Below are 25,023 nucleotides of genomic sequence, written 5' to 3'. Positions count from 1 at the left end.
CATGACACGCGAGCAGAGCTACTCCGTCGAGGAACTGACCAAGGCCGTCCGCGGCGGTGACCGCGCCGCCTTGCCGCGGGCCATCACACTGCTGGAGTCCACCCGCGCCGATCACCAGGAGAAGGCCCAGCAGCTGCTGCTGGAGTTGATGGCGGACTCGGGCAACGCACATCGCGTCGGCATCACCGGGGTGCCCGGCGTGGGCAAGTCCACCACGATCGAGTCCCTCGGCACGAACCTGATCGAGCGGGGCCACCGGGTGGCCGTGCTGGCCGTCGACCCGTCGTCGACGCGCACCGGCGGCTCGATCCTGGGTGACAAGACCCGGATGGCGCGCCTGGCGGTGCACGCGGACGCCTACATCCGTCCGTCGCCGACGTCGGGAACCCTCGGCGGGGTGGCGAAGGCCACCCGGGAGAGCATCGTGCTGCTCGAGGCCGCCGGGTTCGACGTGATCGTCGTCGAAACCGTCGGGGTCGGGCAGTCCGAGGTGGCCGTGGCCAACATGGTGGACACCTTCGTGCTCCTGACCCTGGCGCGCAGCGGCGATCAGCTGCAGGGCATCAAGAAGGGCGCGCTGGAGCTGGCCGACATCGTGGTGGTCAACAAGGCGGACGGGGAGCACCTGGCCGAGGCGCGCTCGGCCGCCCGGGAGCTGTCCAGCGCGATCAGGCTGATCCACCCCCGTGAAACACTTTGGCGCCCACCGGTTCTCACCATGAGCGCGATCGAGGGAACCGGCCTGGCGGAGCTGTGGGACACCATCGAGCGCCATCGCCGGGTGCTCAGCGAGGCCGGGGAGTTCGAGGAGCGCCGACGGGCCCAGCAGGTGGACTGGACGTGGCAGCTGGTGCGCGACACGGTCGTCGACCGGGTGCTGTCCCACCCGGAGGTACGCGAGATGCGCGCCGACGTGGAACGGCGGGTCAAGGCGGGGGAGCTGACCCCGGCGCTGGCCGCCCAGCAAATCCTGAAGGCCGCAGCAGACCAGTAGCAGACTAGTAGTGGTATCGGGCTTTGAGGATTTTGTCGTCGGCGCCCGCTCGATACACAGCCGATGTTCGTCGTGGATACGGCGGGACCAGTATTTTAAGGACCGGGTCAATCCCGGGTGCCCTGCCTTGTCCCGGGCCACTGCTTCCATCAGTCGCCTGGCATTTTCGGGTGAGCGCAGCAGGTAGACAGTCTCTTGCCACGAGTCGTCGTCCGCAGACATCAATACGGCATCCCCGGCTTTGGAGGTGATGCGCACGGGTTGCTAACGGAAAGGTAACTAAATCCACGATTGCCCTACAGAAGGTATGTCATCCAAGTAAATTCGTTAGCGTGACAACGGAGTCTCGGATCGATCGCCGCGCGATCCCACACCACGATGGCCCTGGCGCCGGCCATCGTGTGTTCGGTGCGGCGGATCCCCATTTTGCGTGCGCCGTTCGCAGCTTTTCCAGCATGTTTCCCGGCCGCCGGTTTGGCGGCGGCGCGCTGGCCGTGTACGTCGACGGCCTCCCCGCCGTCGACGTGTGGACCGGCTGGGCAGACCGGGGCGGTCACGTGCCGTGGTCGGCCGACACCGCCGCGATGGTGTTCTCGGCAACCAAGGGAATGACCGCCACGGTCATCCACCGGCTCGCCGATCGCGGGCTCATCGACTACGAGGCGCCCGTCGCCGAGTATTGGCCGGAGTTCGCCGCCAACGGCAAGGCGGACCTCACCGTGCGTCAGGTGATGCGACACGCCGCCGGCCTGTCGGGTCTGCGGGGCGCCACCCAGGAAGACCTGCTCGACCATCTCGTCATGGAGGAGCGGCTCGCCGCGGCGCCGCCGGGGCGCCTGCTCGGCAAGTCCGCGTATCACGCGCTGACGTTCGGCTGGCTGATGTCCGGGCTGGCCCGGGCGGTCACCGGGGAGGGCATGCGTGCGCTGATTCGGGAGGAGCTCGCCGAGCCACTGGGCACCGACGGCATGCACCTGGGCCGGCCCCCCACCGAGTCCCCGACGCGGGCCGCCCAGATCATCATGCCGCAGAGCATCATCAACAATTCGGTCGTCAACTTCGTGACGCGCAAGGTCGCCAACGAGCTGTCCGGCGGCTGGCGGTCAATGTACTTCCCCGGCGTGATCGCCGCCGTCCAGGGCGAGGTCCCCTTGCTCGACGCCGAGATCCCTGCAGCCAACGGCGTGGTGACGGCCCGCGCGCTGGCGCGCATGTACGGGGCGATCGCCAACGGCGGCGAGATCGACGGCACCCGATTCTTGTCCCGCGAGCTGGTTGCCGGCCTGACCGGTCGACGCAGCCTGCGGCCGGACCGGAACCTCTTCGTGCCGTTGGCTTTCCACCTCGGCTACCACAGCCTGCCCTTCGGCGACGTGATGCCCGGGTTCGGTCATGTGGGGCTGGGCGGTTCGGTCGGCTGGGCCGACCCCGCCGAGGGTGTGGCGTTCGCGCTGGTGCACAACCGGCTGCTGACACCGTTCTCGATCACCGATCACGCCGCGTTCGTCGGGATCTACAAGCTGATCCGGCAGGCCGTCGCCAAGGTGCGCCAACGTGGGCTGCAGCCGATCACCGAGTTCGGGGCGCCGTTCTCCGAGCCGGGGGCGGTCGCCGGCTGAGCTAGGGCGGCGGTGCTGAGCTTCGATTTCCCACTGCTCGGCAAGGGTTTTGTCGCTGTCCTGGGGTCAACCCAAGGCTGCTACGAGCTGACGGTAGCGCTGCTGCGCGCCGGGCTCGACGACTTGTCTCTGCTCGAGTAACTGCACGCAGTGAAGAGCGAGATCGAACGAGCTGTAGCACCAGTGGACAATGAGCGCGAGGTGCTTAAGTTGCTCGTTGCTCATCGAGTCTGCGTGCGCGAAGTCTCGCGCATAGACGAGATCGGCCTCGAGGAGTTGGTTGAACGGCCGAGCGGGGTCGACAAATGGTGTGATGGGCCAATTTTTGAGTGCCGCGAAGCAATGAGGGATGAAACCTTGCGCTCGCAGTTCGAGGTCGACCTCACCCAGGCACGGCTGCTCGCGATATAGAGTCACAAAGGACACCTCGGCTTGCACTACTACAGCTTCGGCGAGTTTGGTTGCGCCGCTTTGCATCACCGCGAGTTCGCTGCCTTGAGCATCTATTTTGAGAAAATCGACGTGCTGGATTTCGGTGATGTCGTCGAGTTTGCGGGAGTGCACGGGGACGCGGTCAACAACGGTCGCCAAAAGTTTGAGATATTCGAAGAGGTTTAGGGTATCCGGGTCCGGTTCGAAGAGACTTGTCATACCCGATCCACGGCAGACGGTGAGCGTGTGTTCGGCGCCGTCGCCGACGGCGTAAGGAAGGTAAACCTCGTTCAGGCCTCGCATCGCTTCCAGTTTCTGCAAGGCCTCTGGTTGAGGTTCAAATCCGGTGACGCGGCATAGCTTGGCGGCCAGCATCGTTGAGTAGGGTGGGTCGCCGTCGATCGGGTTTGCGCCGACGTCCACTATCTCGGTGAGGCGTTGTGGTGAGAGCAGATCATGCAGGCTCGTGCTCATGTGCGCTTCCCTCCACGCAACTTTCATCGGACCAAATCTAGCTTGCGGTCGGTTGCGCCCGCTGACGGATTTGTGTTTGGGTCAGGGAAGCCGTCTGGTGTCTGCTGCCCAACTCAGCCTCGCTGCCGGCCTTGGGCAAGAGGCCACGACAAGCCGACGTGCCAGTCCAGCCGAACAGATCAGGCCGGGATTTCGCCAATCACATCGTGACTGAGTGCTCAACTTCTTGCTGCTGTGCGTACGACCATGGGCTCACTTGTATCAAGCATTGCCGGTGCAAGTCGGCGAAGTAAGCCTAAGCCGGCTAGATCGGGTCGGGCTCGCGGGCTGGCATCCTCTGCTTCTTTCGCGAGATTGAAGAACCAGCGGTCCAAAATGAAGAAGCGGCCTATCCAGACGACGCCGAAGCCGAGCACCTGGACCACGAATACCGCCGTGGCACGAATGGCTGTTGTCTTATCAACCAGCGCATGATCAACCAGGTACGTGGAGAAGGTGGCCAGTGACACGGCCAGCATCACGACAATCCAAAATATAACCACCTGCTCGCGCAACTTCTCATCCGATGTCACGCGCCAGACGAAGTGCTTATTAGCCAAGAAGTTGGGAACGGTGACGATAGCCGCTGCTAGAAGCGATGCGGCGGTGTAGTTGCCCAGCCAAGCGCCTATGAACTGGATCAGGCCCTGGCCGATTGGTAGGAATACCAGCGCCACGGCAAGGTAGCGCAGCTTCCTACGGCTATTGACCGAACCAGGGTATGCAACCAAGCCCCCCGTGACCTGCATAGCCAGAAAAATACTCGGAGATTTGAAAGCCGTGACTGAAACTGGCTGTTCTCGCGGCGGCTACCAACTTCCCGTTGGGCGGAGGGCGTTTCGGGTGCTTACACGGGCAGCTTCTACGCCGCGGCAACCATGCTCTTGGCTTCACCGGGATCGCCGGAGGCATGACGTCGTGCATATTTGCCAGAAACTCTGCAGAGCGGGACCTGATCTCGTAGGCTCCCAGCATCGGGATCCATCTCAGTAAGGGATTGCTCTTGTAACTGTTCGACCCTGGGGCGGGGTTTTGAGCAAAGCGGAGGGGGCGGTTTTCGCATGTCAGCTCATCCCACTGAACGCATCTGCATCATCGGCGGCGCCGGGCATGTTGGGCTACCGCTGGCGCTGGTGCTCGCGGACGAAGGTTTTTCCGTCGAGATCCTGGATACGAACGTGGCCGCGTTGAAGGCCATCATGGCCGGCCGGATGCCGTTCGTGGAGGATGGAGCCGAGGATCTGCTCAAGCGGCTACTGCCGACCGGGCGTATCACGGCCACCACCGATTCATGGGCGGTCAGGAATTCCGACATCGTGATCTGCGTCGTGGGGACACCGGTCGACGAATACCTGACCCCGCAGGCGCACACCTTCTTTCGCATCATCGACGAGATCAGCCCCTACTTCCGCGATGGGCAGACGCTGGTCCTCAGAAGCACGGTCTACCCGGGGCTGAGCCAGCGTGTCCACGACATGTTCCAAGAGCGGGGGATCGGCGTCCACGTCGCCTTTTGCCCGGAGCGCATCGCGCAGGGCCACTCGATCCGCGAGCTGAGGATCATTCCCCAGATCATCAGCGGCTTCGATCCTGAGGGACGCCGGATCGTTCGCGAACTCTTTTCGCGGATAGCCGGCGAGATCATCGAGGTCGAGCCCCAGGAAGCCGAGCTGGCCAAGCTCTTCTGCAACGCTTACCGATACATCCAGTTCGCGGTCGCCAACCAGTTCTACCTGCTCAGTCGGGAGGCTGGGCTCGACTTCGACCGCGTCCATCACGCGGCCACCTACCAGAATGGTCGCGTCGACAGCCTGCCCAGAGCCGGATTGGCGGCCGGCCCTTGCCTGCTGAAGGACACCATGCAGCTCGCCGCCTTCAGCAACAACAATTTCATGCTCGGGCACGCGGCGATGCTGGTCAACGAAGGCCAGCCGCAGTTCATCGTCAACATGCTCAAGCGCCGGGTCAACCTGCGCGACAAGACCGTTGGCCTTCTCGGTATGACGTTCAAGGCCGATTGCGACGACACGCGCGACTCGCTGAGCTTCAAGCTCCGGCATCTCCTGATGCTGGAGGCCAAAAAGGTGATGCTGCACGATCCGTTCCTGGACGGCCCGGATTACTACCCGCTGGACGCCGTCTTGGGCCGTGCCGACGTCCTCGTCGTCGGCGTGCCCCACTCCATCTACCGGGGGCTGCGAATCCCGCGCGGCAAGATCGTCGAGGACGTCTGGAGTTGCTTGGACGTGAACCAGTATGACGACAACGCTGCGGATGAGGCCCCGGCGGCGACGACGAAGGTAGGCGCGGGAGCGGCGGCCCGGTGAGGGTACTGGTTACTGGCAGCGCGGGATTCATCAACGGCTACGTCGTCGACGAGCTGCTCCGAGCCGGGCACGAAGTCGTCGGCATCGACAACTACTCGAAGTACGGCAAGGTCAAGAAAAGCTACGACGAACACCCGCGCTACGAGTTCGTCGAGGGCGACGTCAAAGACGTTGATCTGATGTGTCGCCTTGTCGAGGGTTGCGACCAGATGGTGGCAAGTGCTGCCCGGATCGGCGGCATTACCTACTTCCACGAGTATGCCTACGATCTGTTGGCCGAGAATGAACGCATCGCGGCCGCCCATTTCGACGCCGCCATCTACGCATATCGCAAGGGCTGGCTCAAGAAGATCAATGTGATGAGTTCGTCGATGGTATTCGAGAACGCCACCGTTTTCCCGACGCCGGAGAAGCACATCACCGAATGCCCGCCCCCGACAAGCACATACGGATTTCAGAAGCTCGCCTGTGAGTACTTCGCGCACGGCGCGTACGAGCAATACGGTCTCCCATACACCATCATCCGCCCGTTCAATTGCGTGGGTACCGGCGAGCAACGGGCGCTCGGCGGTCGCGAAATCCCCAGTGGCAACGTCAAACTCGCCATGAGTCACGTCGTGCCGGACCTCATCCAGAAAGTGGCCAAGGGCCAGGATCCATTGCACATCCTCGGCGACGGCACCCAGGTGCGGCACTACACCTACGGCGGCGACCTGGCTCGCGGCATCCGTATCTGCCTGGAACACCCGGCCGCCCTCAACGGCGACTTCAACCTTTCGACGCCCCAGGCGACCACGGTCCTGGAGCTGGCGGAGGTGATCTGGAAGAAGATGCGGCCCGATACGCCGTTTCGCTACGAAAGCGATCCGCCGTTCGAGCACGATGTCCAACTGCGCTCACCGGATGTTCACAAGGCCTCCCAAGTTCTCGGCTTCGAGGCGACAAGTTCGCTCGATTCCATGCTGGACGAAGTCATACCCTGGATCGTCGATGCCGTTGAGGCCGGGACGATCTGAGGTGAGCTGCTTCCCGCCGCCAGGACGCCATGCACAGCGCGGGTAAGCCCGACCTGCAGCAGCTCTACCGCAATCGCTTCGGCCACGCCCGCGAGTCGCGGTCCGCCATCTGGGCGGTAATAGTTCGCGACTTCTTCCAGGCGTGGGTCAAGCGCAGCGATACGGTGGTCGACCTCGGCTGTGGTTACGGCGAGTTCCTCAACCACATCGTCGCAGCCCGCCGAATCGGCGTCGATCTGAACCCGGACAGTGCCGGCATGCTGGAGCCTGGGATCGACTTCCGTCAGGGTCGGGCCGACGATCTCGGCTTCCTCGCGGATGGCACGGTCGACGTGGTCTTCACCAGCAACCTGTTGGAGCATTTGGAGGGCAAGGCCGAAGTCGAGCGCACGATCGCCGAGGCCCGCAGGGTACTCAAGCCGGGCGGACAGTTCATCGCCATGGGGCCCAATATTCGCTTTGTCCCGGGCGACTATTGGGACTTCTGGGACCACACCGTGCCGATCAGCGATCGTTCACTGATCGAGCTGCTGGAATCCTGCGAGTTCGAGATCGTGGAAAGCTACGATCGCTTTCTGCCGTACACCGCGTCTTCGCCGCTGCCGCAAGCGCCGATCTTGGTGCGGTTGTATCTACGCTCCAGGATGGCGTGGCCCCTCCTGGGTAAGCAGTTCGTTATTCGCGCCCGCAAGTCCCGATCGTTGCCCGAGCCGGAGGGCGAGCGTCTAGTGAGCGTGGTCATCCCCGTTTACAACGAGGGTGAAAACATTCAAGCGTGTGTCCGGAGGCTTACAGAGGCTTTGCGCGACACGCCCCATGAACTGCTGGTCTGTTACGACTTCGACGAGGACAGCACCCTGCCGGCGCTCGCTGCCATGCCCGACAAGCCAGCCACCCTACGGCTGGTCCGCAACTTGCTCGGGAAGGGTGTAGCGAATGCATTGATCGCCGGATTCGCGGCCGCGAGGGGTGACGTCGTCGTCACCAGCATGGCCGACCTATCGGATCCGCCTGCGGTAATCCCCTTGATGGCGGCCAAGATTCGCGAAGAGCGGGCAGATGTCGTCAGTGGCTCGCGGTATATGCCTGGCGGTTCCCAGCATGGCGGGCCCCGGATGAAGACGCTGATGTCGCGGGCCGCCGGCCTCAGCTTGCACTATGTGGGCCGCCTGCCGACCCACGACGCGACGACGAACTTCCGTGCGTACAGCCGCCGCTTTCTCGAGAACGTTGCGGTGGAGAGCGTGCGCGGGTTCGAGGTGGGACTGGAGCTCACGACGAAGGCGCACCTGCTCGGCTATCGGGTCGACGAGGTGCCCAGCAGCTGGGACGACAGAACGGCCGGCAGCAGCAAGTTCGACGTGGTCGGTTGGCTGCCCGCCTACCTCCACTGGTACGGGTTGGCCATGCGGCGGCCCGTGTTGCGCTGGACGGGCGGCGGGCTTGCCTGGCTCGGGGCGCTGCGACTCGTGCGCCGGTACAGACGTGGTGATCTCCGGTTCGGCCGGCCGCGAAAGGGCTTGTCGTCAAAGTGAATGGCGCGAACAGGGACACACCATCAATGCGAGAAATGATGCCGGAGGAGGCGCGCGTAAATGGCCGACAGCGGAGCACCGGGCGTTCCGCGGCCGATCACGGTGGGCCTCAAACGGTTTCGACGAATGCACCACCCGGCACGCCGTCGCGACCGAAAGGCAGGTTCGCCTTACTGGTGGCGGTCGCCTGCGCGGTCATCGGCTCCAGGCTCATCGTTATTTCGGCGCTTGGTTCGCCCTGCCCGCTGCTCGATCAATGGAACGGAGAGGCCGACCGACTATATGCGCCCTATTTGAAGGGCGCACTGTCCTTCGCCGACCTGATGGCCCCGCACAACGAGCACCGCATCTTCGTTTTTCGCGTGCTCGCTCTGATCCATCTCGAGCTGGCGGGTGAGTGGAACACGCGCCTGGAGATGATTCTCGGCGCGATCACTCTCACCGCTACGGTCACGTGGCTCGCGGCACTGCTGATGCCACTTGTCGCGCCGCAACGCCGGATCCTCTTGGCATGTTTCGTAGCATTCGTTTTTGCATTCCCGATCGCCTACGAGAACGCGTTGTGGGGCTTCCAGTGTCAGGTTTACCTCGCGTTGTTCTTCGGGATCGCGGCTCTGGTTGCGTTCGCTCCCGCGGGCCCGTTCTCCTTGCGCTGGTTCGCAGGATTGGCCGCCGCGGTTCTCAGTTGCTTGTCCTTCGCGACAGGTGTGGCCACCGTTCTGGCGGCTGGCGGGCTGGTAGGTCTGCAACTGGCAACGAACGCGAGGAAGCGGTCTGTCCGCGAATTGGCCGCGGTCGCCGTTCTGGCGTCAGTCGCCGTGGGGGTGATCATGTGGGAATCGTCGGGCGCGAATCCAATGTCTACCCCGTGGACATTCCTTCAAGGACTCCTCCTGTTCACGGGCGCGATTATTCTCGCCGTGATTCCGCTGGCATGGTTCTGTTGGCACACGCTGGCGAGGCGCCCGGCCGTCTCCGAGCGGGCGTGGATCCTCGTTGGAATCGTCGGGTGGGTCGCCGTCCAGGTGGTGATGCTCGCCTACGGCCGTGGAAACCTCGTCGCCCCGCGCTACATGGATATCGTCCTGTTCGTCTATCCGCCGGCGCTGGTAGCCGTGTTCGCATTCGCTGACAGAGCCCGTGCCGCGCGGTTCAGCCGGTACGTGGGCCCGGGCGCGGCGATCTGGGTGTTCACCGTTGTGGCAGCCGGTGCGATGCTGGGCTACGCGTCCGTGCTCATGGCGATCGAATGGAGCAAGTCCGCAGCGGACCAGGCGGCCGACGTGCGGTCCTATATAGCCACGGGAAATGTCGACGACCTGAGAGCGAAGGGTGGGCGCGGCCAGACGGTCGACCTCTCCTACCCACTCCCGCAGCTGTTGGCCGGGATCCTCCGAGATCCTGAGGAAAGGGCAATTCTGCCGTCCGAACTACGACCCCCCGACGCCGACAACGCCGGGGCGCGAAATCGCATGTGGCTCAAGGGTGCGCCCGCAGGCGTCACCGCGACCGCGGTTCGAATTCTGCCCTGGATAAGCCCTGCGTTGCTGGCGCTGGGAGTGAGTTTGTTCTTCGCCGTCGGAGCACGACGTGACTCGTTTGACCCACACTCGACTTGCGGTGGATGAGATCGGGATTTGAAAGCTCCCCGGCGACGATGGCCGATGCTTCGCTCATTCCAGGCTTTCGAAGGCGGCGATCTGCTCCCGGGTCACCGCAAGTGGGTCGTCGCCCGCATGCACCCGCCGTTCCCAGTCGATCGTCCACGCCAGGGCGTCGCGGAAGCCGAGGCGGTTGCGCCAGCCGAGTTCCCGCTCCGCCTTGGAGGCGTCGAGGGCGAGCAAGTTCGCCTCGTGCGGATGAGCCCCGCGGTCAAGTTCCCAACGCGCGCCGCCGCCCCACAGCTCGGCCGCCAGTGTGGCGACCTGGCCGACCTCGACGAAGCTGTCGCGGTCCGGCCCGAAGTTCCACTCGCCCAGGCCGGTACCGGCCAGCAGCGCGTCGGCGAGGGTGAGATACCCGTTGAGGCAGTCCAATGCGTGCTGCCACGGCCGCACCGCGCGGGGAAATCGCAGCCGCGGTGCCTCTCCCTGAGAATAAGCGGTCACCAGGTCCGGCAGCAGTCGCTCACGGCTGACATCGCCGCCGCCAATCACGTTGCCCGCGCGCGCAATCGCGGTGGGAGAGCCGGGGAAGCTGCGAATCCATGACTGCGCCAACAGATCCGCCATCGCCTTGGATGCGCTGTACGGATCGTCGCCGCCGAGGGGATCGGATTCGATGTAACCGGCCTCCTGGTCGACGTTGCGGTAGACCTTGTCGGTGGTCACGACGACGTGCGCGCGCACCGATGGTGTGGCCGCGACGGCCTCCAGCACGTTGAGCGTGCCCATCGTGTTGGTCTCGTAGGTGTAGCGCGGGTTGCGGTACGACTCGCGGACCAACGACTGAGCGGCCATGTGTACCACCACATCTGGCGCCGCGGCCGACACCGCTGCCGCCGTGGCCTCGGCGTCGCGGATGTCCACCCTGAAGTCGGAGACGAGCAGGTCGGCAAGCGCTGCCCGCTTGAACAGGCTGCCGTCGGCCGGGTCGAGGGCCAGGCCGGATACCCGGTGCCCGCGGCCGAGCAGCAGCAGCGTCAGCCAAGGGCCTTTGAAACCGGTATGACCGGTAATCAGGTAGTGCACGGCTATTGCGAGGCCTCTATTCGTAGAGCGAGTGCGCGAGAAACTACGGCGAACCGTTCATCCCGTTCAGTCCGAGCAGCAGGCCGCCGGTGCCGCCGGCGCCGGCGGTGCCGGTGGCCGGGCCGGTCCCGCCGTTGCCCCCGTTGCCGCCGTTGCCGATCAGCACGGCGTTGCCGCCGTTGCCGCCTGCGCCGCCGACTATCCCACCGGCGGTGGCGCTGCCGCCGGTACCACCGGTGCCGCCGTCGCCGATCATTCCGGCCCTACCGCCGTTACCGCCCGGACCGCCGGTCAGGTCGCTGGCCCCGCCGTCTCCGCCGGCTCCACCGTTGCCAAACAGCATGCCGGCGTTGCCGCCGGCCACGCCGATCCCGCCGGTGGTGGCGCCGAATCCGCCGGTCCCCGCGGCTCCGCCGCTGCCGACGAGCATGCCGGCGTTGCCCCCGGCCCCGCCGTTCCCGCCGGTGATGCCGCCGGGTCCGCCCATGCCGCCGGCGCCGCCGTTACCGAAGAACCCGCCGGCGTTGCCGCCGGCGTTGCCGACCCCGCCGGCGACGAGGCCGAACCCGCCGTTCCCGCCGTTGCCCGGGGTGCCGTAGAGGAGGCCGGAGGCGCCACCAATGCCGCCGTCCCCGCCGGCCATGGTGGCGCCTTGCCCGCCGTTGCCGCCGTTGCCGCCGTTGCCGCCGAACATGCCGCCGGCTCCGCCGGCTCCGGCGTCCCCGGAGTTCTGACCGTCCGCGCCCCCGGCGCCGCCGGCGCCGCCGTTGCCGAACATCCCCCCGGCCCCGCCGTTGCCGCCGTTGCCAGACATGATGCCCGCCGTCGAGTGTCCGCCGGTGCCGCCGGCGCCGCCGGTGCCGAACAGCCCGGCGATGCCGCCATTCCCGCCGGCCCCGCCCAAGCCGGTTACGGAGCTTCCGCCGGTGCCGCCGGCTCCGCCGGTGCCGAACAGCGTCCCGCCCGCGCCGCCGCTCCCGCCGGCCCCGCCGGCCACGGTTCCAGAGCCACCGGCGCCGCCGGCACCGCCGTGGCCGAAGAACCCCCCGGCCCCGCCGTTGCCGCCGTTTTGGCCTGTCCCTACCGCCGCGTTGGCCCCGGACCCGCCGGCCCCGCCGTTACCAACCAGCCATCCTCCGGGCGCGCCATTTTGGCCGGTCCCAGCGGCCCCGTTGGCGCCGTTGCCAACTAGCGGGCGCCCGCTTAGCGTCAGGAAGGGCGTATTGATCGCGTTGAGCAGATCCTGCTGTACCGTCTGCGCCGGATTGGCCATAAAGGCCGACACATTGGCGGCCTCCGCGCTGGCATAGGACCCCGCGCCTCCAGTCAACGCCTGCACGAATTGCTCATGAAACGCCGCCGCCTGCGCACTCAGTGTCTGAAAGCCCTGACCGTGGGCGGAGAACACCGCCGCAATGGCCGCCGACACCTCGTCCTCGGCTGCGGCCAGCACCCCGGTAGTCTGGGTCGCCGCGGCCGCGTTGGCTGCGCTGAGCGCCGATTGGATGCCGGCCAAATCCGTCGCCGCCGCCGTCATCATCTCCGGCGCCGCCATCACAAACGACATCCCGTACCTCCAAGCAGACAGGGCTACCAGCCATCGGCTGGCGATCGGTGACACGCAGATCGTATGCCGAATTCCGGTGGCGCACGGGTCGAACGGGATTTGCAGCCGGCGCTGGTTCGTCCAGCGAGCGTCCACCAGTGCGCTGCGTGGCTTGCGGCCGCTCACCGACCCGCCAGGTCCCAGCTTCTGCCGAACTCATCCCGCTGTCGTCGTTCGAAGCCTTTCCTTCGAGTAGAGTCGCCTCTGATCTGCTGGGCCGTTGTATCAACCTGCCGAGGTACGCCGACATGACCGACGACGACCTGAATCGCGGGGACGTTCTGCACCGAGTGGTGAGGAACACGATCTGCTCCAGAAGGAATGGGTAGCGGGGGATCGATCAGTGGGTGAGGCAACCAAGCGCATTGGCATCTTTGCGCATGGAGAGGTCGGGTATGCCATTCTCGAAAAATTGCTCAGCTATGCCTCCGAAAGTATCTTTGCCCTGATAACCGACACAGAGGAGGCGTCCGAGGAGTTCGACATTCCGGAGGGATGCGAAGCCAGACTTTGGCGAGACCAAGACGAAGATGAGAGAGCAGACTGGCTTCGCTCCAGGCGGCTCGATGTCATCATTCTTGCCTGGTGGCCACATTTGCTCAAGGGAGCCGTTCTGAACGCAGCGCCGGTTATTCTGAACACTCATCCAAGCCTGCTGCCTTACTGTCGAGGAAAAGACCCGAATTTCTGGGCAATTGTCGAAAGTGTGCCGTACGGCGTCACGCTTCATCACGTAAATGCCGCGATCGATGCTGGCGACATCGCATTCCAGAAAGAAATACCGGTTTCCTGGTCTGACACAGGTGGGACGCTATACCAAAAGGCGCTGACCGGAATGGTCGAGCTTTTTGAAGAGGTCCTTCCGACGATCGTGCACGGCACAATCCCGCGGATTCCGCAAGCAGACGTCGGTAGTCTGCACTTCCGCAAGCAGCTCGAGCCGGCGAGTGTCATAGACCTAGATGCGCCGACAACGGCCAGAGATCTGTTAAACCGCCTCCGCGCCCGCACCTTCTTGCCGCATCCCGCGTGCCGCTTTTACGACGGAGACGACGTTTTCGAGGTTCGAGTCACCATAGATAAGTTAAGGTAGTTTTCTCGTCGGCTTCGCGTAAGTCGGACATGGCGCTCAGTCAGGAGCATATACGTTGTCCGTGGCTGTCAGGTGGAGCAAAGCTCTCGCACAACTTGCACGATCCGATACTCCTCGTCTTCGGTGATGTCGTGAAAGCTCGGAAGATTGATTGCACGGTTAGGGATATCGCTCGCCCATTTGCCTCCGGGCGATCCTGCAAACGGGGGCGTCGCAGATAGAGGATGAAAAAATACCCGTGCATCAATATTTTCGGCCGCGAACGCCGTCGTAATACGCTCGGAAGTTAGCCCTAGCGACTGATCGAATACAACTGTGGGCATCCAGAATCCATTCTGTGTGCCTGGCGGCTCGGGGTTCATCGATATTCCCTCGACGCCGACGACACCATCGTTGTAAGCCTGGAATATCTGGCGCTTCCGCAAAACCAGTTCCTCGGCCCGCTCTGTTTGTGCGCAACCGATGGCTGCCTGGATGTTCGACATTTTGTACTTGAAGCCGACCATATCTGGCCAGAACTGCTTGGTTTGACTGCGTGCGCGGCCATGGTTACTCAGAGTAAGCACCGTCTCATAAAGGTCGTCATCGTTGGTCACGAAGATTCCGCCTTCACCCGTGGTGATCGTTTTGGTGCCGTGAAACGAGAAAGCCCCGAAGCACCCCATGGAGCCGGCGGGCTTTCCGTGGTAAATCGAACCAATGGCCTCCGCCGCATCCTCAATCACCGGGATACCATGCTTTTCCCCGATTGCAAGGAGACGGTCCATCTCGCAGAGATTGCCGTATAAATGCACTGCGACAATGGCCTTGGTGCTCGGCGTGATCGCGGCTTCCGCCTGTTCCGGATCGATGCACCAACTATCGGGCAAGATGTCGACGAAGACAGGTCTGGCCCCGAGGTGAACGATAGGCGCCGCCGAGGCAATCCAGTTTGTGTCGGCCATGATGACCTCGTCACCCGGGCCGATTCCCAGCCCAGCCATGCCCATGTGGAGCGCGCCGGTGCCACTCGACGTGGCGATCGCGTGCTTGACCCCTAGGTGCGCCTTGAAAGAATCCTCGAAGCGTGCGATGTATGCATAGCAACGCTCGCCCCAGCCGTTGGCGGCAGCATCGGTGGCATAGCGCACCTCGAGTTCGGTGATCGACGGCTTGGTGTAGGGGATACGAGGCTTCACAGGAAACTCAATTCGGGAACCGCCGTCACGAAACGTGTGCCGCGCAGGGCAAGCTCAGCCAATTGACTCCGGACCTCAGTGGCGATATTCCACGGCAGGATGACGACGTAGTCTGGCGGGTTCTCCCACAGTGCATCAGGCGAATAGATCGGGATATGGCTTCCCGGCATGAATTTTCCCTGTTTGGAACCGGCGGCATCACAAACGTACGGCAGCAAGTCCGGCCTGACACCCGCGTAGTTCAGCACCGTGTTACCTTTCGCAGCGGCTCCGTAGGCCGCCACGCTGCGCCCGGTGCGTTTTTGTTCGATTAGGAAGGCCAGTAGATCGTCCTTCACACGGTCGGCACGCTTCTGGAACTCGGTGTAGGTCTCAACCTTGGTCACTCCAAACCGGTGCTCTCGCGTGAGAAGCGATTCGACCCGGTTCGTAGTGGCGATCGCTGCGGCGGCATGGCAGCCGTACACTCGCAGGCTGCCGCCGTGGGTTGGCAACTCTTCCACGTCCCATACGCGCAAGTCGGCCGCGGCGAAGATGTCGGCGAGCGCGGTGAGCGACAGGTAAGAGAAATGCTCGTGATAGATGGTGTCGAACTGGGTGTGTTCGATCAACGGCACTAGGTGGGGAAATTCGAGCGTAACGGTGCCTTCCGGCTTCAGCGCGGCAGCCAATGCACGAGTGAAGTCGTTGATGTCGGGCACGTGGGCATACACATTGTTGCCCACGATCAGATCCGCCGCCCGTCCGTCGTCGGCCAGTCGACGCCCTAGGGCTTCGTCGAAGAATTCCCGCATGACCGGGATACCCAGCGCCTCGGCTGCTGCGGCCGTACCGGCTGTCGGCTCAATGCCCAGGCAGGGGATGCGCTCTGCCACAAAGTTCTTCAGCAGGTAGCCATCGTTGGAGGCCACCTCAATGACAAAGTTCTCGGGCCCAAGTTGCAGCCGCTCGGTGACCATGCGCACGTACTCGGCCGCGTGCTGGAGCCAACTGCTCGAGGTGCTGGAGAAGTAGGCGTAGTCAGGGCTGAACAGTTCCTCAGCGCGCGCGTAGTCCTCGGTCTGCACCAACCAACACCGGTGGCACACCTTCACGCGCAGTGGGTAATGCATCTCGGGGTTGCATAGGTCGTCAGCCTGCAGGTAGGCGTTGGAGGGGGGCGCGAAGCCCAGGTCCACAAAGGTGTGCTCCAGGGGCGTCCCGCAGTGTCGGCATTTCATAACGCGAGTCCTACGAAGTCGGCGTCCAGTAGCGGATGGGATAGGTCCCGAGGTGAAAGGTCCTGCGGCGGCAACGGCCAGGTAATGGCGAGCCGGGGGTCGTCGTAACGCAGACCGCCCTCGGAAGGCCGGTGGTAGAACTCCGTGTGCAGGTATAACAACTCGCTGTCGGGCTCCAACGCCTGGAAGCCGTGAGCGAATCCTTCTGGGATGACAAGCATCTGCGCGTCGCCCTGTGCCAATTCTTCGGCGTGCCACTGCAAGAATGTAGGGGATCCCCTCCGCAGATCAACCGCCACGTCCCAAACCCGGCCGCGAAGGCAGCGGATCATCTTCATTTCCGCGTGCGGCGGGCATTGGAAATGCATGCCACGCACGGCCCCGACGTGGCTGGTTTTGGAGTGGTTGATCTGCGCGATCTGACGCTGGCCAAGCAAGGGCTGGAGTTCCTGGCCGCAGAAGAGGCGGATGAACGTGCCCCGGGCATCGCGGTGGGGGACCGAACGCACGGTCTTCAGGTCGGCCAGCGGGGTGTCGAGGATGTTCATGCCCCCGCCCAAACCTGGTGTGGGCTAACTCCGTCGGCCATATGGCCAGTGACGAGGAGCCGGCGCCCACGATAGGAACTTCCGAGAGCGATCAATGCCAGCATTTCCACGGCGCTTTGCCGCTACTCCACAATTCTTCGAGCAGATTCCTGTCTCGAAGCGTGTCCATGGGTTGCCAGAAGCCTGAATGTTCGAACGCCATCATTTCGCCATCGGCAGCGAGGCGAGCCAAGGGCGGCCCTTCCCAAGAGGTGTGGTCGCCTTCGATGTAGTCGAGCACCGCGGGCGACAGGACGAAGAATCCGCCGTTGATGAGGCCGCCATCGCCTCGTGGCTTCTCGACAAACCGCGTGACCCTGTCGCCTGCGCACTCGATGGCCCCATAACGCCCGGGCGGAAGCACCGCCGTAACCGTGGCATGACGCTCGTGCTGACGGTGAAATTCGATGCTCTTCCCGATGTCCACGTCGCTGAGTCCGTCACCATAGGTGAAGCAAAAAGCCTCTTCGTCCTGAATGTAGGGTGCCACGCGCTTGAGGCGCCCGCCGGTCATGGTGTCGTCACCAGTATCCACCACCGTCACTCGCCAGGGTTCTGCGTGGCGCTGATGCACTTCCATCCTGTTGGCGGACATATCAAAAGTCACGTCCGACATGTGCAGGAAATAGTTGGCGAAATATTCCTTGATGACGTAACCCTTATAGCCACAACAAACGACAAAATCATTGATACCGTGATGGGAGTAGAGCTTCATGATGTGCCAGAGGATCGGCCGGCCGCCGATGTCCACCATGGGTTTGGGGCGGATGACTGTTTCTTCCCTGAGGCGAGTACCTGCGCCACCGGCCAGTAATACGGCTTTCATTTAACTCGCTTATGTTGGGGATGATGCCAACTCGACGACTTCCCTGGCTGACCTGCTAATCCATGGGCGTAACTTGAGTTACCTTCCATTATGCCAGTCATATATCCAAATCTTCCGCAGGAATGTTTGAACAATTTTCCATAACGTGACGAATTAGAAAGGACCCCCAATAGTCAGATACTTCGCGCCCTCACGGTCCAGTTGCGTCCGAGCGCGTAGGCGTTCTCATGCTGCTGCCCGAACGCCGCGACCGCAATCAGCAGCAACACGCGGTGAGCGTACACCGGTCACGGCCACCCCGACTGCGGAAACCGCGAGACAAATTGCGGGCGACCGCGGCCCTGATGATTTGCCCGGCCACGTGGCTCCCGCGCGCCCTCGACGAACCGCCTGTCATGACTCCAATCTCTCCTGAAGTGAAGTCTGTGGACCTGGCGGGGCGGTCGACTCGCCTGTGGTCAAACGAAATCGCAATTGACTCACGTAGTCGGTGATGCATCGGTACAGTTACGTCACTGACATGTCCGTCGGGGAGGCAACGCGTGACTGGTGACGGTCAATCGAGCCATGTGGACTCGGTCAGCGTCGTGATTCCCGTGTACAGCGGAGCCGAGACCTTGCCCGGCGTGGTGAAAGAGCTTGAGCAGCTTCGTTCGACCCAGAAAACGCCCGACGGCCGTCAGTTTTGCGTCGACGAGGTGCTCCTGGTGTGGGACCGGGGCATTCGCGGCAGCGATGAAGTCGTGCGTGAGCTGGCCGCGCGCGACGAGTGGATACGCCCAATATGGTTGTCTCGCAACTTCGGACAGCACCCGGCGACACTCGCCGGCATGACGTCGTCAGGCGGGGACTGGATCGTCACGATGGACGAGGACGGACAGCACGATCCGGCATATATCGGCGACCTAGTCGACAAGGCGTACCGGGATCGCACGCAACTCGTTTACGCCACGCCGACGAACCGACCACCACACGGTGTCTTGCGCAACGCGGCGTCTTGGCTAACGAAGTGGTTGTTCGTGCACGTCTTGATGTCGGCTGACGGGCCCAAAGCCTTCAACAGTTATCGACTGATTATGGGCGAGGCGGGGCGAAGCGTCGCGGCCTACACCGGCGCCGGGGTGTTTCTGGACGTCGCCCTTAGTTGGGTTGTCGCCAACCCCTCGACCTGTCCGGTGTTGATGCGTCAAGAAGGACGACCCGCCAGCGCATATACCATCCGCCGCCTGTTTGCGCATTTCTGGCGGCTCGTCATCTCTTCGGGTACCCGTCCGCTGCGGTTCGTCTCGATGATGGGCATTCTGTTCGCCCTATTGGGTTTTGGCATGGCGATCAACAGCGCCGCCCAGAAAGCGCTTGGTGACGTGAGCGTGCAAGGGTGGACATCGGTGTTTGTGGCGGTACTTGTCGTGGGCGGAGCCGTCTTGTTCGCCCTGGGGATCATCGCTGAGTACATCGCGGCTGCGGCCAATATGGCAATGGGTAAGCCGTTGTATGTCATCGTGCGCGATCCCAGTGACGTATTCGACCGCGGGGCGGACTGACCGGTGCTTACCTGGATCGTGGGCCGCGGCGGACTGCTCGGCAGTGCCGTGTCCCGAGCGATCGACCCGAAGTTCACAGAAGTCCGGGTGCCATGGGGGGACCACGATGCGGCGGTCGAGGTGCTCAACGCCGATCTCAAGCGATTCATCCGAGAGGCCCAAAACGATGATTGGGCGATTATTTGGGCCGCCGGCAGCGGCGTCGTCGGTTCCACCGCCGACAAGCTCGCCGCGGAGACGCGCATCATGTCTCACTTACTCGCAAGGCTGCGAGACGAGCGGCCGAGCGGTCGGGGTGCGTTCTTCCTCTCGTCGTCGGCGGGCGGCATCTATGCCGGGTCGGTTCATCCACCATTCAGTGAGTCAACGACGCCAAGGCCACTGAGCCCGTACGGCGAGACGAAACTCGCCCAGGAGGAGATCCTCCAGACGACCCTCGCAGGCTGCTTCCCACTCGTCATAGGACGGTTCTCAAACCTCGCCGGGCCAGGCCAGAATCTCGTGAAGCAGCAGGGTCTGGTCAGCCAGATGTGCCGCGCCGCAATCACCCGACAGTCGTTGAACGTTTTTGTGCCGATGGAGACACTCCGCGACTACTTGTACGTCGATGATGCCGCCTGCATGGTGCGCATGCTGGTCGAGAAAGCGGTGCACAACCAGCCGTCGGCGCCGGTGCTGCGCAACATCTCATCTCAGCATCCCGTGTCCGTCTGCACCGTCGTACGGACGGTACAACAGGTTGCCCACCGCACGGTCCGCATCGCGCTCGGCACCAGCCCGTCCTCGAAATATCACGTTCGGGACTTGCGGCTTTGCACACGCTTCCCCCGCGACTTCCAAGGTGTGGCGATCACGCCGTTTCCGGTGGCAGTCAAGCGTGTGTACGACGATGTACTACGGCACCAAGCAATGTGCAATTAGCTTCGAGCCGGCTCCGAAGACTGTGATGCCTTGGCTCCTTAGGGCATGTTGCCGGTGTCGCCTTGCCTGCCGACAGTCGCGGTCTCGAGGCGCTTGCGGCCGAGCCAGCGATACATCGCGTGTCGTCCGAGGGTGTTCATGTGGGCTCGCGTGCTCCCGAGGAGCAGGTGCTGTCGATTGAGCAGCCCGGGGTTTGCAGCGGCCAACTCGCGAAAAAAAGCGACGACGTCCTCCGTCTGGGTGTGCTTATACGTTCGCACGGTCTCCTGAGCACCGCTGAGCCGAAATGCCCAGAGCGGCCGGGGTACTGCGACGAGAGTGCCGTGGCTGTGAAGCAGCACCCTGCAGTAGGTCGCCAGATCAAACAGGAAGGGACGGTTGGCTTCCCAACCACCGGCTTCGATCAGCGCGTCGCGCCTGAACAAGGCCGTTGGCGGCTCGCCGAAAATGTTCGTGCCGGCGAGAACGGTGCGCCGGATAGCGTCAACGCCGCTGACTTCACCGCGCAGTCCGGCCAGCCCGCGGTTGCGCAGGACCATCCTTCCCGATGCGTCGATGACATCTCTGGAACTTACGGCCAGCACCGCTGACGGGTACGCTCTCAGTTCCTTCACCAGCACCGCGAGGTTGTCGGGATAGAGCACGTCATCGGCACAGACCGCCTTGATGAATTCGCCAGTGGCGAGGTCTGTGACGTGCTTGAAGTTCACGGGTGCCGGACCGGGGGCGTCCAGGCGGGTCAGGCGAACCCGTGGGTCGGCGGCGTACCGCTGCAGTGCCTCCCAGGTGCCGTCGGTGGAATACCGCTCCGAAACCAGCAGCTCGAAGTCACTGAACGTCTGCGCCAGAATCGACTGCATCGTCTCATGGATGAACGCGACGCCGTTATACACCGGCACGACGACCGATACCAACGGCGTCACGACACTGCCTCCTACTGCTCGGCCAGGCGGAGTTCGGCGGGATTGCGCTACGAAAAGCGAACCAGCTGTACCGCGGACTGCGTGACGATGAGCTGCGACAACCGAGTGAACTCCAGCAGCTCAGTAATCTAGTTCCTAAGTTATGTTGGCGCTCGGCTTTTCAGATATTGGCCAGCGGCCCGGGTAGTGGACCGATATGTTACGTAAGGTCTACGCCAAAACGCCGCTTGCTGAAACGAGAGAGCAAGTCATGATCGCCTCAACGCTGTACCCGCCGACGAGTGGTATTCGACGATGATCCTGGCTGACGGCGCGGACCGTGGACCGGATGCGACGATCGACGCGCCGATGCGGGGTGGGCCGACGCCCCCTTTTGTCGTCATGGCGAGTGAGTATCGGCCAGGCGCAGGTCGCGCGGGCGCCGCTTGCGGCGTCACTCCCGACGCGCTGATTTTTCGCCCCCACCGCACGCCTACGGAAGCCTCGCCAAGGTGACGGTTGCGGCGGCGGTGAAAGCCCGGGTGGGGCGGCCTGTGCTGCTCAATCTGCGCCCGCTGCGGGACCGCCGCGCCGACGAGGCGGGCCGCTGCGTGGTGTGCGGCGCCGATACCACCTTCGCCTTCAATTCCTGGACCACCCCTGACGAGTTGCACGCTTTTTGGGCCGACGCCAATGTGTCCCGGGCCTACACGCGGCGCGAGAGCATGTTCTGCCGGTACTGCTGCAGCAATTTGAGAGTGAGGCGGATCGCCGAGGTTCTCGTCGATGTCTACGGCCCTCCCGGGTGCAGGTCGTTCGCTGAACTGATCGAGGACCCCGCGTTCCGCGAGCTCGATGTTGCCGAAGTAAACACGATCGGCTCGCTTGGATCGCTGCACGCGCTGCTGCGGCGACTCCCGCGACTTGCCTTCTCCGATTACCGGGGGCCGGAGCGCCTGGGCGAGATTGTCGACGGCAACCGTAACGAAGACATCTGCCGCCTCACCTACCCCGATGCCGCCTTCGACCTCATCCTGTCGTCCGACACGCTCGAGCATGTACACGACTTTCGGATCGCGCTGGCTGAGACCCGGCGCGTGCTGCGGCCTGGAGGCCGCCATGTTTTCACGGTGCCGGTCCTCTGGACGCGCGCGACGACGGAAACACGGGCCAAGATAGGCGACGACGGCGAGATCGTGCACCTGATGCCGGCCCTGTACCATGGCAGAGGCAGCGGGGCCTACCGGTTCATTCCGGTGGGAGTCGATATGCTGACGTTCACCGAATTCGGCCGCGACATCGTCGATTACGTGCGCGAGGCGGGCTTCGAACCTGAGGTCTATGCAGGCCCCGACGACGGTATAGGCGCAGAGATCGTATTCGCAGGACGCGTCCGCGAGTGACCGCTTTTTTGTCTCCCGTCGAGATGATGAGCTTTCCAGGAGCAGGTCGGATGGAAGGGCGGCCGGCGGAGTCAGCTCGGCCTTCGCGATCCCGTGGCGTTGACGACCGGCTGGGAGCGAAGCGGGCGCGCCGACGTGTTCCCGGGGACAGCTCGCCGCGTTCGAAGGCATCAAAATGACTGAATTCGACCTGGTGCCCGAATCGGCGCCGCCGGGGCCGCTGATCCGGCTCATCCGCGACCAGCGCGTGGCATTCCTGGTGGTCGGGGGCATCAACACCGTCGTCGGGTTCGGGATCTTCGTCGCGTGCTCCGAGACCGTGGGGCATTTGGCCGACCGCCGGTTCGGCACGCTGGCCGGGTCGCTGGTGACGGTCACCCTCGCACACGTGCTGAGCGTGCTGTTCGCCTTCGTGATGCACCGCCGGTTAGTGTTCCGCGTTCGGGGGCACGTGCTGCGTGACCTCGTGCGCTTCGAGAGTGTCTACCTCACCACGTTTGGCATCAACGCGATCGGCTTGGCAGCGCTGGTCGAGCTGGGCGTGCACCGCATCCCAGCGCAAGCAATCGTCTTTCTGCCCACCTTGTTGCTGAACTACCTCGGTCACCGGTACTTCTCTTTTCGGCGAAGTGCCGCCGACCGTCACACCGCCGCAACTCAGGACGAGACGTCGCGCACCTAGACCGTTCAGCCGTTACAGCCAGCCGGTGACGGAGACTTTATGCAACTGGGTACGGACCGCTGAAAGTCGGCTTCCGCCAGGAAGATTCGCACTGCCAACGGCATCAGGCCGGCCCGATAAAGCGGCTGACGAATGGACCGCATTTCGAAGCAGTCGAGGGAAGCACGGCCTCAGCGTGGTAGAAGTCCTCGGAACCTCGCCTGCGGCCTGGAGCGGCTAAACAAGTCAGGTGTAATCGGTCGCTTGCCCAAACCGCGTGAATACCACGTTGATTAGGAAGGCGTTGGGTAAACTGCCGGGCGGCGGAGTTGGGGGGCGCCTTGCTCCCACTACTGTTCGCGAGAACCGGGGAGAATGCAGTGAGGCAACCCCTCGACGTGCTACGGGACAGAATCTCGGCTGTCCGGGAGCGGCTGTCGGCGCTGACCGGCCAATCCGAGCGCACCATCTTGCTCGGCGTCGTCTTGCTGGCGTCGGCTTTGTCGGCTGCGACGTGCTTTGTCCTCACCCAGTACTACTCGATCGACGTGCTTTCCTCTCTTGTTTTTGTGCCAGATGACTGCACCTTTGATTGGACTACGAACTTCGGCCGCCACTGCTTCGGCGACGCTGTCTTGACGATGGACTTCGGGCGGCGGCCCAATCCTTGGGAGCCTTACCCGGCCCCGCCGCTGTCATCGCATCTGCCGCGCCTGAACGGCTACATTCCGGCCACCATTGCGAGTAACTATCCCGCGGCCGGCATGCTGCCGCACATGACCTTTTGGCTGGTCGGGCAATGGCTGCACGCGCCGCGGCTGGGGTTGTTCGCCTACCTGCTCGTTTTGGCGATTGCGGTGATGAGTCCCGCGCTCTGGGCGGCTCGGGGAGCACGTGGCCTCGAGCGGGTCGTAGTCTTCGTGGCATGCGGCATCGCCGCCATCCCGGCGTGGATGGCGGTCGATCGAGGCAACTCGGTGGGGTTCGTGGTACCGATCGCGTTGGTTTTCCTGGTAGCGCTATGCCGACGACGGTGGGGTCTTGTCACCGTCATGGTGGTGCTTGCCGCGATGGTGAAACCGCAATTCGCGCTTGTCGGTTTGGCATTATTCGCGGCCCGACAGTGGCGGTGGGGGGGCGTCGCGGTGGCCGGGGTTGTGACGTCGAATGCCGCGGCGTATCTCCTGTGGCCACGCGACTTTCCGGACACGATCATGCAGTCGGTCCGCCACGCCATCAGCTACGGCGGAGTTTCCCAGGCGGCTACCACGCTGAACGTGTCCTTCGGAAAGGGGCTCCTCATGGTCCCCGACGGCATCAAAGCCAGCGCAAATGGCGGCACGGTACCGGACGGCTATCTCGCCGGTCCGCGATCACTAATCGGGTACGCAATCCTCGTGCTCGTCGTCGTCTCCGTCCTCGCGCTTGGGCGGCGCATCCCGCCTGTCATGGTGGGCATAGTGCTGCTGGCCACGGCCGCCCTCTTTCCAGCTGTGGCGTTGCCGTACTACTTGGTCTTCGCATTACCGGTCGCCGCGTTGGTGGCCCGCGACCCTGCCGGGCCGCCGGGAACCGGCATCTTCGAAAGGCTCGCGGCTGCCGGTGAGCGTCGCCGCGTCGTCGGTGTTTGGGTGAGTGTTGCCGCGGCACTGAGCATCGTCCACATTGCGTTACCCAGCCCATCGGTTCCGGCGGAGATAGCCGGGCCGCTGCAGAACGGGGTCAGCGCGATCGTTCAGACCAGGGCGCTGGTCCTTACGACGGCCTCGGTTGCGCCGCTCCTCTGGTTGATCGCATGCGGCGCGGTCATCATCTCCTACGCCCGGCGGCCGGCCCCCTCAAGTCTCGACGATCAGGAGCCGGCTCACGAGGCCCCGTCGAACACTGCTGTCAGCGCCTCACACGCATCCGAGGAATTGACCGGGCTCTGATCAAACAACCGCCCGCGTAATGCGC

Annotated in this window: 21 protein-coding genes and 2 pseudogenes; 12 read left to right on the top strand and 11 right to left on the bottom strand. The window is 63.7% G+C overall.

All coding sequences use genetic code 11. The features are described 5' to 3' along the window. Window position 1: 1 nt before the first annotated feature. Window positions 2-994 carry a methylmalonyl Co-A mutase-associated GTPase MeaB gene (gene meaB, locus A5764_RS13430; RefSeq protein ID WP_067113993.1) on the top strand — a complete coding sequence of 331 codons (993 nt, stop codon included), beginning with the start codon at window positions 2-4 and terminating at the stop codon, window positions 992-994. A 4-nt stretch (window positions 995-998) separates the two neighbouring features. Here the strand turns inward: meaB and A5764_RS30065 are convergent. Both A5764_RS30065 and A5764_RS27485 read right to left on the bottom strand, forming a co-directional pair. Continuing rightward, a pseudogene (locus A5764_RS30065) lies at window positions 999-1,087 on the bottom strand (type II toxin-antitoxin system YoeB family toxin); the annotation flags it as partial. 3 nt (window positions 1,088-1,090) lie between these two features. After that, window positions 1,091-1,258: pseudogene (locus tag A5764_RS27485) on the bottom strand (type II toxin-antitoxin system Phd/YefM family antitoxin); the annotation flags it as partial. A 68-nt stretch (window positions 1,259-1,326) separates the two neighbouring features. Here A5764_RS27485 and A5764_RS13425 point away from each other — a divergent pair. After that, window positions 1,327-2,613 carry a serine hydrolase domain-containing protein gene (locus tag A5764_RS13425; protein ID WP_067113992.1) on the top strand — a complete coding sequence of 429 codons (1,287 nt, stop codon included), beginning with the start codon at window positions 1,327-1,329 and terminating at the stop codon, window positions 2,611-2,613. Between the two features lie 66 nt (window positions 2,614-2,679). On the opposite strand, the gene A5764_RS13420 is transcribed toward A5764_RS13425, so the two are convergent. Beyond that, window positions 2,680-3,519 carry an FkbM family methyltransferase gene (locus A5764_RS13420; protein ID WP_067113991.1) on the bottom strand — a complete coding sequence of 280 codons (840 nt, stop codon included), beginning with the start codon at window positions 3,517-3,519 and terminating at the stop codon, window positions 2,680-2,682. A 218-nt stretch (window positions 3,520-3,737) separates the two neighbouring features. Then, on the bottom strand, window positions 3,738-4,307 hold the full coding sequence (locus A5764_RS13415) for a hypothetical protein (RefSeq protein WP_067113990.1): 570 nt from the start codon (window positions 4,305-4,307) through the stop codon (window positions 3,738-3,740). Between the two features lie 312 nt (window positions 4,308-4,619). Between A5764_RS13415 and A5764_RS13410 the strand changes: the two genes are divergently transcribed. The 4 genes from A5764_RS13410 (at window position 4,620) to A5764_RS13395 (ending at window position 10,064) form a co-directional block, all read left to right on the top strand. Further along, complete coding sequence (locus tag A5764_RS13410; RefSeq protein ID WP_067113989.1) at window positions 4,620-5,885, top strand: nucleotide sugar dehydrogenase; 1,266 nt, start codon at window positions 4,620-4,622, stop codon at window positions 5,883-5,885. Further along, entirely contained in the window at window positions 5,882-6,901 is a 1,020-nt protein-coding gene (locus tag A5764_RS13405) for an NAD(P)-dependent oxidoreductase (protein ID WP_067113988.1), read from the top strand. Before A5764_RS13410 ends, A5764_RS13405 begins: the two co-directional genes overlap by 4 nt. Window positions 6,902-6,930: 29 nt before the next feature. Next, window positions 6,931-8,436 carry a glycosyltransferase gene (locus tag A5764_RS13400; protein WP_067113987.1) on the top strand — a complete coding sequence of 502 codons (1,506 nt, stop codon included), beginning with the start codon at window positions 6,931-6,933 and terminating at the stop codon, window positions 8,434-8,436. A 176-nt stretch (window positions 8,437-8,612) separates the two neighbouring features. Further along, the gene (locus A5764_RS13395; RefSeq protein ID WP_156664660.1) at window positions 8,613-10,064 is read left to right on the top strand and encodes a hypothetical protein; all 1,452 of its coding nucleotides are present in this window, start codon (window positions 8,613-8,615) and stop codon (window positions 10,062-10,064) included. A gap of 45 nt (window positions 10,065-10,109) precedes the next feature. Here A5764_RS13395 and rfbG read toward each other — a convergent pair whose 3' ends face one another. Together rfbG and A5764_RS13385 are read right to left on the bottom strand one after the other, a co-directional pair. Continuing rightward, a complete protein-coding gene (gene rfbG / locus A5764_RS13390; protein ID WP_067113985.1) occupies window positions 10,110-11,126 on the bottom strand; it encodes a CDP-glucose 4,6-dehydratase in 1,017 nt (338 codons plus the stop codon). Window positions 11,127-11,169: 43 nt separating this feature from the next. Next, window positions 11,170-12,693 (bottom strand): PE family protein, encoded by a 1,524-nt coding sequence (locus A5764_RS13385; RefSeq protein ID WP_067113984.1) that lies wholly within the window; start codon window positions 12,691-12,693, stop codon window positions 11,170-11,172. A gap of 382 nt (window positions 12,694-13,075) precedes the next feature. Between A5764_RS13385 and A5764_RS27480 the strand changes: the two genes are divergently transcribed. Continuing rightward, window positions 13,076-13,825: a formyltransferase family protein gene (locus tag A5764_RS27480; RefSeq protein WP_156664659.1), complete on the top strand. Its 750-nt coding sequence runs from the start codon at window positions 13,076-13,078 to the stop codon at window positions 13,823-13,825. A gap of 68 nt (window positions 13,826-13,893) precedes the next feature. Here A5764_RS27480 and A5764_RS13375 read toward each other — a convergent pair whose 3' ends face one another. From A5764_RS13375 to rfbF, 4 genes are all read right to left on the bottom strand, one after another. Continuing rightward, window positions 13,894-15,003, bottom strand: coding sequence for a DegT/DnrJ/EryC1/StrS aminotransferase family protein (locus A5764_RS13375; protein WP_067113983.1), 1,110 nt, complete (start codon window positions 15,001-15,003; stop codon window positions 13,894-13,896). Next, window positions 15,000-16,223, bottom strand: a complete 1,224-nt coding sequence (locus A5764_RS13370; protein ID WP_067113982.1) for a class I SAM-dependent methyltransferase — start codon at window positions 16,221-16,223, stop codon at window positions 15,000-15,002. Before A5764_RS13370 ends, A5764_RS13375 begins: the two co-directional genes overlap by 4 nt. Continuing rightward, window positions 16,220-16,771 (bottom strand): dTDP-4-dehydrorhamnose 3,5-epimerase family protein, encoded by a 552-nt coding sequence (locus tag A5764_RS13365; protein ID WP_067113981.1) that lies wholly within the window; start codon window positions 16,769-16,771, stop codon window positions 16,220-16,222. The genes A5764_RS13370 and A5764_RS13365 overlap by 4 nt, the downstream gene beginning before the upstream one ends. A gap of 91 nt (window positions 16,772-16,862) precedes the next feature. After that, on the bottom strand, window positions 16,863-17,636 hold the full coding sequence (gene rfbF / locus A5764_RS13360) for a glucose-1-phosphate cytidylyltransferase (protein WP_067113980.1): 774 nt from the start codon (window positions 17,634-17,636) through the stop codon (window positions 16,863-16,865). Window positions 17,637-18,178: 542 nt separating this feature from the next. Here rfbF and A5764_RS13355 point away from each other — a divergent pair. Together A5764_RS13355 and A5764_RS13350 are read left to right on the top strand one after the other, a co-directional pair. Then, entirely contained in the window at window positions 18,179-19,180 is a 1,002-nt protein-coding gene (locus tag A5764_RS13355; protein ID WP_067113979.1) for a glycosyltransferase, read from the top strand. A 3-nt stretch (window positions 19,181-19,183) separates the two neighbouring features. Beyond that, a complete protein-coding gene (locus A5764_RS13350; RefSeq protein WP_067113978.1) occupies window positions 19,184-20,101 on the top strand; it encodes an NAD(P)-dependent oxidoreductase in 918 nt (305 codons plus the stop codon). A gap of 38 nt (window positions 20,102-20,139) precedes the next feature. On the opposite strand, the gene A5764_RS13345 is transcribed toward A5764_RS13350, so the two are convergent. Next, the gene (locus tag A5764_RS13345; RefSeq protein WP_067113977.1) at window positions 20,140-21,024 is read right to left on the bottom strand and encodes a glycosyltransferase family 2 protein; all 885 of its coding nucleotides are present in this window, start codon (window positions 21,022-21,024) and stop codon (window positions 20,140-20,142) included. 491 nt (window positions 21,025-21,515) lie between these two features. On the opposite strand from A5764_RS13345, the gene A5764_RS13340 reads away from it, so the two are divergent. From A5764_RS13340 to A5764_RS13330, 3 genes are all read left to right on the top strand, one after another. Next, on the top strand, window positions 21,516-22,406 hold the full coding sequence (locus tag A5764_RS13340) for a class I SAM-dependent methyltransferase (protein ID WP_067113976.1): 891 nt from the start codon (window positions 21,516-21,518) through the stop codon (window positions 22,404-22,406). Between the two features lie 175 nt (window positions 22,407-22,581). Then, a complete protein-coding gene (locus A5764_RS13335; RefSeq protein WP_067113975.1) occupies window positions 22,582-23,088 on the top strand; it encodes a GtrA family protein in 507 nt (168 codons plus the stop codon). 359 nt (window positions 23,089-23,447) lie between these two features. Then, window positions 23,448-24,998, top strand: a complete 1,551-nt coding sequence (locus A5764_RS13330) for a glycosyltransferase family 87 protein (protein WP_067113974.1) — start codon at window positions 23,448-23,450, stop codon at window positions 24,996-24,998. Window positions 24,999-25,023 lie beyond the last annotated feature (25 nt).

Origin of the sequence: Mycobacterium sp. 852002-51057_SCH5723018 (genome assembly GCF_001667035.1) — a bacterium.
Lineage (GTDB): Bacteria > Actinomycetota > Actinomycetes > Mycobacteriales > Mycobacteriaceae > Mycobacterium.
Note: the sequence above shows the minus strand (reverse complement) of the source record. Positions and strands in the feature narration are given on the sequence as shown.

What these genes read in the sequence shown, in the direction of transcription:
- A5764_RS13335 (WP_067113975.1), top strand. Translation starts at nt 22,582, where the DNA reads ATGACTGAATTCGACCTGGTGCCCGAATCGGCGCCGCCGGGGCCGCTG.
- rfbF (WP_067113980.1), bottom strand. Translation starts at nt 17,636, where the DNA reads ATGAAAGCCGTATTACTGGCCGGTGGCGCAGGTACTCGCCTCAGGGAA.
- A5764_RS13400 (WP_067113987.1), top strand. Translation starts at nt 6,931, where the DNA reads ATGCACAGCGCGGGTAAGCCCGACCTGCAGCAGCTCTACCGCAATCGC.
- A5764_RS13415 (WP_067113990.1), bottom strand. Translation starts at nt 4,307, where the DNA reads ATGCAGGTCACGGGGGGCTTGGTTGCATACCCTGGTTCGGTCAATAGC.
- A5764_RS13410 (WP_067113989.1), top strand. Translation starts at nt 4,620, where the DNA reads ATGTCAGCTCATCCCACTGAACGCATCTGCATCATCGGCGGCGCCGGG.
- A5764_RS13370 (WP_067113982.1), bottom strand. Translation starts at nt 16,223, where the DNA reads ATGAAATGCCGACACTGCGGGACGCCCCTGGAGCACACCTTTGTGGAC.
- meaB (WP_067113993.1), top strand. Translation starts at nt 2, where the DNA reads ATGACACGCGAGCAGAGCTACTCCGTCGAGGAACTGACCAAGGCCGTC.
- A5764_RS13365 (WP_067113981.1), bottom strand. Translation starts at nt 16,771, where the DNA reads ATGAACATCCTCGACACCCCGCTGGCCGACCTGAAGACCGTGCGTTCG.
- A5764_RS13420 (WP_067113991.1), bottom strand. Translation starts at nt 3,519, where the DNA reads ATGAGCACGAGCCTGCATGATCTGCTCTCACCACAACGCCTCACCGAG.
- A5764_RS13385 (WP_067113984.1), bottom strand. Translation starts at nt 12,693, where the DNA reads ATGTCGTTTGTGATGGCGGCGCCGGAGATGATGACGGCGGCGGCGACG.